Source organism: Kocuria carniphila (genome assembly GCF_004136555.1).
Classification (GTDB): Bacteria; Actinomycetota; Actinomycetes; order Actinomycetales; family Micrococcaceae; genus Kocuria; species Kocuria carniphila.
The window spans coordinates 56994-68518 of the sequence record NZ_NOIT01000020.1 but is presented as its reverse complement, the minus strand read 5'-3'; the positions used below and the strand labels follow the sequence as shown (position 1 = coordinate 68518).

The 11525-nt window shown below is 64.8% G+C and carries 8 protein-coding genes; 3 read left to right on the top strand and 5 right to left on the bottom strand.

The features are described 5' to 3' along the window. Nucleotides 1–313 precede the first annotated feature (313 nt). Nucleotides 314–910, top strand: coding sequence for a maleylpyruvate isomerase family mycothiol-dependent enzyme (locus EWV37_RS13905; RefSeq protein ID WP_238663293.1), 597 nt, complete (start codon nucleotides 314–316; stop codon nucleotides 908–910). Here EWV37_RS13905 and EWV37_RS13900 read toward each other — a convergent pair. Beyond that, the gene (locus EWV37_RS13900) at nucleotides 907–2514 is read right to left on the bottom strand and encodes a dolichyl-phosphate-mannose--protein mannosyltransferase (protein WP_238663291.1); all 1608 of its coding nucleotides are present in this window, start codon (nucleotides 2512–2514) and stop codon (nucleotides 907–909) included. The two genes, EWV37_RS13905 and EWV37_RS13900, sit on opposite strands and share 4 nt — an antisense overlap. 98 nt (nucleotides 2515–2612) lie before the next feature. Between EWV37_RS13900 and rsmI the strand changes: the two genes are divergently transcribed. After that, on the top strand, nucleotides 2613–3515 hold the full coding sequence (rsmI, locus tag EWV37_RS13895; protein WP_371514544.1) for a 16S rRNA (cytidine(1402)-2'-O)-methyltransferase: 903 nt from the start codon (nucleotides 2613–2615) through the stop codon (nucleotides 3513–3515). A gap of 129 nt (nucleotides 3516–3644) precedes the next feature. On the opposite strand, the gene EWV37_RS13890 is transcribed toward rsmI, so the two are convergent. From EWV37_RS13890 to EWV37_RS13880, 3 genes are read right to left on the bottom strand one after another with little or no spacing between them, the layout of a single operon-like run. Then, nucleotides 3645–6035, bottom strand: coding sequence for a transglutaminaseTgpA domain-containing protein (locus tag EWV37_RS13890; protein WP_238663289.1), 2391 nt, complete (start codon nucleotides 6033–6035; stop codon nucleotides 3645–3647). Continuing rightward, the gene (locus EWV37_RS13885) at nucleotides 6032–7456 is read right to left on the bottom strand and encodes a DUF58 domain-containing protein (RefSeq protein WP_129702299.1); all 1425 of its coding nucleotides are present in this window, start codon (nucleotides 7454–7456) and stop codon (nucleotides 6032–6034) included. Before EWV37_RS13885 ends, EWV37_RS13890 begins: the two co-directional genes overlap by 4 nt. Beyond that, complete coding sequence (locus EWV37_RS13880) at nucleotides 7453–8403, bottom strand: AAA family ATPase (RefSeq protein ID WP_129702298.1); 951 nt, start codon at nucleotides 8401–8403, stop codon at nucleotides 7453–7455. Before EWV37_RS13880 ends, EWV37_RS13885 begins: the two co-directional genes overlap by 4 nt. A gap of 149 nt (nucleotides 8404–8552) precedes the next feature. Here EWV37_RS13880 and EWV37_RS13875 point away from each other — a divergent pair, with 149 nt between their 5' ends. After that, entirely contained in the window at nucleotides 8553–9554 is a 1002-nt protein-coding gene (locus tag EWV37_RS13875) for a TatD family hydrolase (protein ID WP_095796819.1), read from the top strand. Between the two features lie 904 nt (nucleotides 9555–10458). On the opposite strand, the gene EWV37_RS13870 is transcribed toward EWV37_RS13875, so the two are convergent. Beyond that, nucleotides 10459–11115: a PDDEXK family nuclease gene (locus EWV37_RS13870; RefSeq protein WP_095796818.1), complete on the bottom strand. Its 657-nt coding sequence runs from the start codon at nucleotides 11113–11115 to the stop codon at nucleotides 10459–10461. Nucleotides 11116–11525 lie beyond the last annotated feature (410 nt).

Genomic DNA, 11525 nt, shown 5'->3' with positions numbered 1-11525 from the left:
CACGCCAAAAAACGGCTCAGTGCCGATCCGGGATATCGGCCGCCGGCCCTAACCTGAGTCGGTGGATCGAGGCTTAGTGGCCCGCGTCCGTTCTGGGGCCCGTTCGAACCGTTGGAGACGTCTCATGTTTTGTTAGGACCCTTCTAGCACCCCTGGAGGGTTCTAACGGCACACCAGGTGCAGGAGGGGGTCCTCGCGGCGTTTGGAATGACAGTGGGATGGGCCAGGTCGATGGTGATTGATAGGTCCCGTGTAGACTTGCCCCACTTTTTGTAGTGGTTCTTGGGAGGCCACGATGCACCCGATCTGGAACATGGTTCATACCGAGCGAGCGGCACTCGTGAAGGACCTGCAGCACGTTAGTGACGACGCCTGGGAGACGGCATCGCTTTGTCCCGGGTGGGCCGTTCATGATGTTGTCGCCCATCTGGTGGATTGCGCACTCACGACCCCCGGAAACTTTGCCGTGACCATGCTGCGATCCGGATTCGACTTCAACAAGCAAAACGCTCGTGGAATCGCAGCGCACCGTGGCTCAACACCGGCCGAGACTTTGACTCGGCTGAGCGAGGTGGTCGACCGGACCAGCGGCCCACCACGAATCCTCGCTCCCTTGGCCAGCCGACTGGTCGAAGAAATAGCGCATGGCGAAGACATTCGCCGACCATTGGGCATTGAGAGGAACTACCCTTCGGACGCGGTCACTGAGGCCATTCGCTACCAAGTACGGACAAGCGTGAAATTCGGCGGCGCCAAGGAACTGGTGAGTGCCGTGAAACTCCTAGCGGATGACACTGAACTGGAGATCGGAGACGGTCCGCCCGTCTCGGGACCGGCTCTGGAACTTCTGATGCTCGTGTCAGGTCGCAGCCCTCGCCGGGGATCACTGACCCGTGCGCCGCTGACCTAGATCCAGGAATCGAACCACATGCGCCAGCGCCAGTGGTCGTAGGGGATGGTCTGCCCGGTCCAGACGGGCCAGAAGAAGACGGCGCACACGACCACCAGACTCATGAACACGAGGGCAACGGTGGTCCAGCGGTGACCCCACACGGCGGAGATGAAGCGGTTGCGGGCCGCGGGCGTCCCTGCAGTGTCTCCGAACGGGGCGGCTCCCACTCGTCCGGTCAGAACTCCGAGTACTCCCACGATGATCAGCACCATGAACGGGAAGTACGCGAGCGCGTAGAAGTAGAACATGGTGCGCTCCGGGTAGAGGAACCACGGAAGGTACGCGGCGGCGTACATCCCCAGTAGACCTCCGAAACGCCAGTCCCGCTTCACAGCCCACAGCACCAGCGCGAATAGAACCGCCGCGATGCCCGCCCACCAGATCACGGGGTTGCCCTGATTCAAGATCGCCTGGGAACACGAGTCCACGGTGCATCCGTCCACACCGCGCTCGGGGGATTCATAAAAGTAGGAGGTGGGCCGAGCCAGGATGGGCCACAGTGCAGGGCCGGCCATATAGGTGTGTTCGCTATCCAGACCCGAGTGGAACGAGTACGCGGCCACGTGGTACTCCCAGAGGGAGCGCAGTGCGGGCGGAAACCACAGCAGGCCTTCGCCCGGGTTCTGCTCGGCCCATTGGCGGTGATAACCGTTGGCGGTGGTGAGCCAGCCGGCCCACGTGATGACGTAGACGATCAAGCCGGTGCCGATCATGGCGACGAAGGCGGGCAGCCCGTCCTTGACCACCGCGCCCCAGAACCAGTGCTTCACCCCGGCAATCCGGCGGGCATTCATGTCCCACAGGACCGTGAGAATGCCCAGTGCGGCCACCAGGAACAGGGCATTCCACTTCACCCCCACGGCGAGTCCGCAGGCCACACCGGCGGTGATTCGCCACCACCGGATCCCCAGCCACGGACCCAAGCCGTGGGGAGAGAAACGGGTGACCAGGCGGCGTCGTCCGTCGTCCCGGTCGAGCAGGAGGAACACGAAGGCCAGGAGCACGAAGAACATCAGGAAGATGTCCAGCAGCGCCAAGCGGGATTCCACGAGGTGGAGGCCGTCCAGGCTCGTGAGCAGGCCGGCGGCGGTCGCGAGAGTGACGGAGCGGAACAGCAGCCATGCCGCGGCGAAGATCAACGCGATGGACAGCGTGCCGAAGAGAGCGGCCGAAAAACGCCAGCCAAAGGGATCATCCGCGCCGAACAGCCAGAGACCACCGGCGATCAGCCACTTGCCCACCGGTGGGTGCACCACGAAGGACGGCTCGTCCAGATTGGTGGGTGGATTGCCTGCGGCGAATGCCTCGTCTGCGTCGGAGGGCCACTGCTGCTCCGTGCCGTTGAGCAGGAGCGAATAGGAATCCTTGAGGTAATACGTCTCGTCGAACACCACGGCGTGCGGCCAGGACAGGTTGACGAACCGCATCACACCGCCCAGCACCGTCACGATCAGCAGCGGAACCCACCACAACCTGGGCAACCGAGTCACGGCGGGTAGCAAAAGACCACGAAGGTCTGTGGAGGGGCCGCGGGTCACCGGCTGGGAAGCAGTCAGATGCACTCACTCATCGTAGGCGCTGGCTCTGAATAGGCCCTGTTCACGGGGAGTTTATGGCGGTTCTCAGCTGACGATTGGACAGGGTTCGTAGAGTACTGGGTGTGAGCTCGCAAGAATCTACGCCTCAGGAACCCCCCCAGTCTTCTCCGGAGCACGCCGATCGAGGCGCGGTGGTGGTCGTGGGCACGCCCATCGGCAACCTGTCGGACGCGTCCCCCCGCTTGTTGGAGATCCTCCGGACCGCGGATGTGCTGGCCGTTGAGGACACCCGCACGCTGCATCGCCTTGCTGCTGGACTGAATGTCCACTTCACCGGCCGCGTCATGACTCACCATGAGCACAACGAAAACGAGCGGGTTGCTGAGATCCTCGATTTGGTCCGTGCCGGGAAGGTCGTGGCCGTGCTGTCCGACGCCGGGATGCCCACCGTTTCCGACCCGGGGTTTCCGCTCACCCGTGCTGCTGCAGAGGCCGGCCTGCGGGTGACGGTGATCCCGGGACCCTCTGCCGTGCTGGCTGCGCTCGCGGTGTCCGGATTGCCGACCGACCGCTTCACGTTCGAGGGGTTCCTGCCGCGGAAGGCGGGGGAGCGGGCCACCCACCTCAAGACGCTGGCCGAAGAACGCCGGACCATGGTCTTCTACGAATCACCGCATCGTCTGGCAGCGATGCTGGAAGCATTGCGGGACGGGCTCGGAGGCGATCGTCAGGCCGTGGTGTGCCGTGAACTGACCAAACTCCACGAGGAAGTCCTCCGCGATGACTTGGCGGGCCTCACCGAGTGGGCGCAGAACAACCAGGTGCGCGGAGAGATCGCGGTGGTCGTCCACGGTGCAGCAGCGGCAGAGGCTCCGCAACCCGAGGACCTCGTGGGCGACGTCGAAAAACTCGTGGCCACCAGCGACATCAAACTCAAGGCCGCCGCCCGCCAGATCGCCACGGACGCGGGCGTGAGTACCCGCCAGCTCTACGACGCCGTGATCGCCGCCCGCGGTCAGCGCTGACATCTGAGGCCGAGATGCGCAGTTTTTCTCGGCCGCTGACATTTTCGGCAGAGGTCCGCAAGAAACCGGCTGGTTTCGCTGCGGACATCTTCCTCAAATGTTCCTGACTGTGAACCTCTACCCGATATGTCAGCGCCGGAAGATCGACGCCGGCCACCACGTGGCACGGAACTTTTGACCGCCGTTGGCCCGGTGCATGAGCTCGTCGTGCACCTTGCCGAGATCCGCGGCGGACGCAGACGGCTTCCACGACGCATCCGGGGCGGCGTAGCTCGCGTGCTCCACATCCGCAACGATTCGATCCACGGCCTCCGACGCCGCCGGGATCCCCCCTGCCATGCGTCGAGCCCGCACGCGTGGAGTGTCCGATTCTTTCGGGGAACCGCCATGGTCCACGGACAGGTCCTCCAGCTCGTCCCACGCCGCGTTCGCCCGATCCTGGGGCGAGAGCGAGGAGTTGGCCATGTCCGCCAACCGAGCCCGGCGGCGTCGTCCGCGCAAGAATCGCGGCAGGGCGGCCAGGAGCAGGAGAAGCAGCAGGACACCGCCGAGTACCAATGCCCAGACCGGAATCATCAGGGCGGTGCTGGTTTCCTGCTGCGCTTCGTCCGGCTCAGGGGTCTCGGGGGCGGGCGGCTGGCTCTGCTCGTCCGTGGATTCCGAGGTCGGTTCCTCCGGCTGCGAAGGCTCCTGGCTGGGCGTCTCATCGGGCTGGCCGGAGGCGTCCTGACCGGGCTCGTTGCCGGACTCGGGGGCGTACTCCGGGGTGGTGGGAATGCCGGGGGTGGGCTCGAATCGCACCCACCCAACACCCTGGAAGTAGAGTTCGGGCCACGCGTGAGCGTCACCGGTGCCCACCTCGAAGCGCTCGCCGCCCTGCGGGTCCCCAACCGGGGCCGTGGGCAGATAACCCACAGCCACGCGGGCAGGGATACCCACCTCGCGGGCCATCAGGGCCATCGCGGGGGCAAAGTGGCCGGCGTAACCGGTGCGGGTCTCCATGAACTGTTCCATGCTGTCCAGGCCACCGGCGTCATAACCCTGGGCGAGCGGGGCATTCACGTCGTACTGGAAGTTGTGGCGCAGCCCGTTCTGCAGCGCCAGGGCACGGTCGTAGTCGTTGCCGGCACCCTCCGTGAGCTGCTGGGCCGCGCTGCTGATCGACTCGGGCATTTCGTTGGGGAGCCGCATGTAGTCGGCCAGCTCATCGTTCGCGCCCGACGACGCCGCCGAACGCATCGCTTCCGGCGTTGCCTGCGGTGCCGAGGACGTCACGGTGAACGTGCCGCCGGACATGTCCGAGGCCGCACTGAAAACCGAGAGGTCGCGGGGGTTCCAGGACCAACCCTCGTTGCCGATCCCGGTGAACTCCGTGGGCGCGTACGGGGCCGGGAGCCAGTGTTCGCTGTAATTCTCGAACGTGACCTTGGTCGTGACGGGATCCTCGCGGGACACCGGGTTGGTTTCGGGATCGGCGATGCCGTCCAACCCTTCCTCCAGGTTGTCCGTCTGCGGGAAGAACTCGGATTGGGAGAAGTCCGAGAGGGTCATGAGCCGCATGTGCTTGGGCTGCCCGTCAGAGGTGGTGTAGCTGAAACGCTGAACACGGTCGCTTTCCCGCAGGTCTTGACCGACCGCGCGCAGCGGACCCACGCCCGCGGCGCGCTCGGAGTTAAAGGAGCTTCCCTGGGGGAACGCACCGCTGAAGAATCCGGGCATCACCGTGGGAACGAGCAGTGTCACACCCAGGACACCGGCAATCACCAACAAGGCACGCGGCAGCCCGCCGGGAGTCGGCGCGATGCGTTGTTGACGGGTAGCACCCCACAACCTGGATCCGGCGAGCAGGGCGAGCGCGGCGAGGATTGCAGCACCCAGACCCCACATGGACACACTGCCCGGAAGGGTCAGGGCGGGAACCACGAGCAATGACAGGATTCCCACGCAGGCCAAACCCGCCATGCGTAGGCCCAGCAGAGCGGTTTCCATGAACACGGTCACGAGACCCACCAGGGCGCTCAACACCAGGGCCAGACCGGCGTTGTTTCCGTACGGCGCGGATTGTCGGGCCACGAAGGACCCGGAATCGCTCCACAGTTGCCCCGCTGCCGCAAAGGTTTCAGGGGTCGGAATGAACCCCAGCAGCGCGTGATCACTCAGGTGTAGGACGGTCAGCGCCAAGAGCAGGGCGGCGAGCCCCAGAACGGTCACCGCCGCAGAGGGTAAACGGAGCCACCGTGCGGCTGCGGTCACCAGTTGGACGATCACCACGGTGACCGCCACGGGCAGCACCCACCAGAAACCGGCGAGCGCGCCGGCCATACCCACGCAGCCCAGGGCGATGCTTGCCAGCAGCAGCACGTGCAGTGGGATGATCGCCATGCGCGGTGCACGCTGGTTCTGGGGTGCTTCGGGTGTCCGAGAATTTCCTGAAGCTCCCGACGGTGCGTCCGTACCTCGGGTGTCTCCGGCGGGTTCCGGACTGCCCCACGGGGTGGCCGGTGCGGCGGTGTGGCTCATGCGGTAGTCCTCGATCGGAAGTGCCCCATCACGTGATCCATGTTCAACTGTTCGACCCCGGGCGGTGCGGGCGGCGGATCCAGGAGGGTGGCGCCGTCCAAGATGGAGGTCCAGGCGGCGTCGATGTCCGTCCAGCGCGTCACGAGCACCACGGACCAGCCGGAGGTCTCCAGAATGTCCGCGCTCTCGGGGCGGGCCAGGGGAGGGTCAAGCACCATGATCACCGAACCCGCGACATTGCCCTTCGCGGCGGTCACGTAGCGGCGCGCGGCCTCCGCGGACAGTTTGCCGGTGATGAGCAGCAGCGGGTGGGTCAACGCTTCACGGTCGAAGCGGGCGGTCAGCGGATCAGTTGCGGCGTCCGGTTCGGGGCGGGACACCAACGCGGCCTGCGCCAAACCGTGCACCACCTCAAGGGCCGTGTTGTCCGTGACGGACGTGTCCCGCTGATCAGTGCCCTCCAAGTCGCCGTGCGGCAGCGCGCGTCCCTGGTCGTCCAGGGCGAAGACCACGGTCTCGCGGCGCGTCAGGTGGTCCAGAGCGGACGCTGTGGCGCGCACACCCCACTCGAACTCCTCGGTGGACGGCAGAATGCCCGCCCACACACGCTCGCCGGGCCAGTGCTCCTGGGCCATGTCCAGCACGAGCACGGCCTTCCGAGTGCTGCGCGGATCTTCCTGGCGCACCATGAGTTCGCCGTGCTTCGCCGACGCCGCCCAGTGCACCCGTCGCATCGGGTCACCGTGGCGGTACTCACGAGTGGTCACGTTGTCGGGACCGGGCTGCGGCATGGCCCTCCGCGACGGATCACCGCCGGTTTCACGGACCCGGGACGCACCCAGCTCGGTGAGGTCTTCGGCATCCGGGGCGACCTGCAGGGTGGTGCGCTCGGCCACGTCCAACAGCTCGGTCACCACGCCGAACGGGTCCTGAACGCGCACGGTCGCCGGGCCCAGTTCATACATTCCACGACGCCGCGGGCGCACCGTGTACTCCACGGGCACGCCGGAGACAGGCACCGAGAAATCCTGGTTCTTGCCCAGCTGCGGGTCCACCCTCTCGTGGACTTCGACCGCAGCGCGATCATGAGTGGTCGAGCCGGAAGTCTCCGAGCGGCGTCGGGAACCGAACTGCGAACGACGCCGCACACGCAAGGCGACCGAGGCGGCGTCGCCAACCGTGACCAGCGCCGGATCCACGGACCGTTTGAGTAACACGCGAGGTTTGATCAGCCACATTGCGAGCGAGGAGAACAACGGGAGCATGCCCAGGAACAAGGACAGCGCGAGCACGTCCTTGCGGCCCAGCCACGTGGCGGCGGCCAGGCACACGACGGCCGCGACCAGGAAACACCAGCCGCGCACCGTGAACTTGGCGCGGGAATCGACCCGCGCCTCGGCAGTCGGGGCGGTCTTAGTCATCGAGATCCGGAGCCGTCTTCGGTGGGCACACGAACGTCGTCGAGAATGGTGCGCACCACGTCCTGGGAGCTGTCGGTGCCGGAGCGGCGCTCGAGCAGGAGGCGGTGGGCGAGCACGGGGACGGCAATGGCTTTGACGTCGTCCGGAAGCACGTGATTGCGGCCGGCCAGGGCGGCCTCGGCGCGAGCGGCCGCTTGCATCTGGAGTGCGGCGCGGGGACTGGCGCCCAGGCGAAGGTGCGGGTGGTTACGCGTGGCCTGACACAGGGACACGATGTAGCGGCGAACCGCGGTGGACACGTGCAGCGAGCGGACGTACTCGACCAGCTGGGTGGCCTGATTGATGTCCACGACCGGCTGCAGATCCTTGAGCGGGGAGCCCGAGCCGTGACCGGCGAGCATGTGCACCTCCGCATCCGCATCCGGGTATCCCATGGAAATGCGGGCGGTGAAGCGGTCGCGCTGGGCCTCGGGGAGCGGGAACGTGCCGTCCATCTCGACCGGGTTCTGCGTGGCCACCACCATGAACGGGGTGGACAGTTGGTAGGTGGTGCCGTCCGCGGTGACCTGCGATTCGGCCATGGCCTCCAGTAGCGCCGACTGGGTCTTGGCGGAGGCGCGGTTGATCTCGTCACCGATCACCAGGTTGGCGAACACCGGGCCCGGCTTGAACTCGAATTCGCGGCGCACCTGATCGTAGACGGATACACCGGTGATGTCGGTGGGCAGCAGGTCCGGGGTGAACTGGATACGGCTCACCGTGCCACCGATCGCGCCGGCCAGTGTGCGGGCCAACATGGTCTTGCCCACGCCGGGAACGTCCTCCACGAGCAAGTGACCTCCCGCCAACAGAACCGTGAGTGCGGTGCGGGTCTCGGTCGGCTTGCCGTCGATCACCGAATTCATGCGGTCCAGGATGGCTTGGGTGTACGTGGAGAACTGCTCCATGGTTCCTCGTCTCGTGAGAAATCGCTGTGTGGTTTGGTTCTTATTCTCTCGCATAGAAACGCGCTATGGGCCATGTTGAGCGGGCGAGCCTCCCTGGGCGTGCCTCCACGGGCGTGCCTCGACCCGTGCGCCCGGCGTATCGTGGGTGGGTGATCGAAACGCCTATTGCCACCACGTTGTGGGACACCCACCAGCGCCCCCAGCCCGAACCCGGAACCACTCCCGCGGCCTATTCGCCCGAGTGGTATCAATTGTCGGATTCGGTGGAGAGCGGCGAAGGAACCGAACGCCGCGCGCTCACCGACCGAGAGGGCCGACGCCGCAACGTCGAATTCCCCGCGCTTCCCGAGCCACTGCCGCACCCGGTCGTGGACAACCACACCCACCTGGACATGCAGGACGGGTTGGTTCGGGTGTCGGTGATGGACGCGATGGATGTCGCTCAGGCTGCCTCCGTGCGTGGTGTCGTGCAGGCTGGGTGCGACGTGGAGTCCTCACGGTTCGCCGTCTCCGCAGCGCAGTCCGTGCCGGGGGTGCTGGCAGCGGTTGCACTGCATCCGAACGAGGCGCCGTCACTGGCTGCCGCCGGTTCTTTGGCTGATGCGTTGGCGGAGATCGAGGCGCTGGCTTCGGAGGACCGCGTGCGATGCATAGGTGAGACCGGCTTGGACCACGTGCATACTTCCGAAGACGGTTACGCGGCGCAGGAGGAGTCCTTCAAAGCGCACATCGAGTTCGCCAAGAAGCACGACCTGGCTATGCAGATCCACGACCGCGAGGCTCACGACGATGTGGTGCGCGTTCTCCGCGAGGTCGGGGCCCCGGAGCGCACTGTGTTCCACTGCTTCTCCGGCGATCCCGAGTTGGCGCGGATCTGCAATGAGAACGGCTGGTACATGTCCTTCGCGGGGACGGTGACGTTCAAGAACGCGAAGTCCTTGAAAGCTGCGCTGCTCGAAGCCGACCGTTCGCTGATTCTGACCGAGACGGATGCTCCGTTCCTCACCCCGCACCCGTTCCGCGGCCGACCCAACGCCCCCTACATGGTGAACTACACGGTGCGCGGCATGGCCGAGATCCTTTCCGCTGACCTCGAGGAGCTGTGCCAGCAGATCTGGGCCAACTCCGAGAAGGTGTACGGGCAGTTTTAAGGGCCCCGTCCTGGATTTCGGTGGCGGCTGACATCTGAGGCAGCGGTTCGCGCTGAGATCGTGGGCTGCGGACATTTTGGGGAGCGGTTTACGCCGGGGTCGTAGTCCGACGACATCTGGGGTAGCGGTTCGCGCTGGGGTCGTGGGCTGCGGACATTTTGGGGAGCGGTTCGCGCTGGGGACGTGGGCGGAGGACATTCTGGGCAGAGGTTCGTAGTGATTCCGGGGTCGATGACATCTGTGGTCGAGGATCGTGGTGATACTAGGCCTTTTGCTACGACCCTCTGCCCTAGATGTGTCTGGCCCCCTCCGATCGACGAACCTCTGTCAGAAATGTTCACGTCTGGGCATCCTGATTCCGCAGGGGCGGGGCGAATGACATCTGAGGTTACTGTTCGCACTGACTCGCGTTGTGTGACTTGCCTCGTGACATCTCGGGGAGCGGTTTGCGCTTACTCGCGTGGTGCGGGTCGCCTCATGACATCTGGGGTTACTGTTCGCGCTGACTCGCGTTGTGTGAGTTGCCTCGTGACATCTCGGGGAGCGGTTCGCGCTTACTTGCGTGGTGTGGGTCGCCACGTGACATCTGGGGTAGCGGTTCACGCCGGGGTCGCGGTCCGACGACATCTGGGGGAGCGGTTCGCCCTGGGGCCGCCGGCGGAGGACATTCTGGGCAGAGGTTCGTAGTGATATCGGGGTCTCTGACATGCGTGGTTGAGGATCGTGGAGATACTAGGCCTTTTGCTGCGACCCTCTGCCCTAGATGTATCTGGCCCCCTCCGATCGACGAACCTCTGCCAGAAATGTTCACGTCTTCCGGTCAATTCCGTATAGGCGGCCTTCTGAATACCGGGAGCCGGCCACCCCGAGTACAGGAATCAGGTGAATACTGGGTTAGCTGCGATCACCAGGGCTCAGAGTGTTCAAGTCGTGTATCGGTCACTCGACTCAGATCGGGCTCGACGCCGAGATGTCCGCCGAGCCACGTCAGCCACTCCGCCAGTCGATCCATTTTGCGCAGGTCGTCGAAGGACACGATTCTTAGCTTCCATCCCAGACCCCGAAGCACCTCGTTCCGGTACATCTCGTCTTTATAGCTCGCATGATCCTGGCTGTGATCGCGGCCGTTGAACTCAACCGCGGTCATGTGCTCGGGCCAGGCGGAATCCAGGATGCTATGACCCCTGGGCGTCTCCACCCGGAAGTTCATGATCGGCCGCGGCATTCCGCAGGCCAGTACCAGCATTCGTGTCAGTGTTTCCATGGCAGACCACGTGGGGAACTGGATATCAGCCAGAGCTCGATGAACCTCTCTGACGGCACGAGATGCAGGCGGTAGTAACTCCAAAGCCTCTCGGATGGATTCGACCGTGAAAACATCCGGCTCAGAAGTTCCAAGGGGCTTCAGTCGGTCGATGCAGAGCATCGCATCGAGAGCAGCCGTGATGGACCATCGATCCATCATGGGCGCCGCGACCACCAGCGCCTCGACCGGATGAACAATGACCGAATCCCACGGGCCCTGATACGAACCAAGACTGTAAGACTTGGTCAACTTCACGTCAGGCAGGGAAGTGCGCCTCCGACCACCGTTCCACGACAATTGGTGAAGGTGTTTCTGATGGCGGCGAAGTTCACCACCGCGAAGTGGTTCGGGATGAGCAAAGATCCGGTTGGCCCAGGGGTAATGGTCCCCGTCGGGCAGTTTCAACAACTTGAGTGCGGTTGTACCGGTGATTCGGACGGTAGAACTCGGCGTACCCAAATGCCTTTGTAACAGCACGGTCCGCTGTAGGTGACTGACCGGCGCGTCTGCTCGGAACCAGTGACCGTAGGCGAGTTGGTGCATCTCCGGATCTCGGTGTAATCGTTCCGTGCGATTAGACCACCGGGCCGTTTCCGCCACGAGCGGCCGAGGTCCGCGATACAAGGTGGTTACATCAGAGCGGTTTGAGGGAGTGGAATCGGGCA

Bases quoted from the DNA above. Each gene is read 5' to 3' on its own strand.
- EWV37_RS13905 (WP_238663293.1), top strand. From the start codon at position 314: ATGGTTCATACCGAGCGAGCGGCACTCGTGAAGGACCTGCAGCACGTT.
- EWV37_RS13890 (WP_238663289.1), bottom strand. From the start codon at position 6,035: ATGAGCCACACCGCCGCACCGGCCACCCCGTGGGGCAGTCCGGAACCC.
- EWV37_RS13885 (WP_129702299.1), bottom strand. From the start codon at position 7,456: ATGACTAAGACCGCCCCGACTGCCGAGGCGCGGGTCGATTCCCGCGCC.
- EWV37_RS13880 (WP_129702298.1), bottom strand. From the start codon at position 8,403: ATGGAGCAGTTCTCCACGTACACCCAAGCCATCCTGGACCGCATGAAT.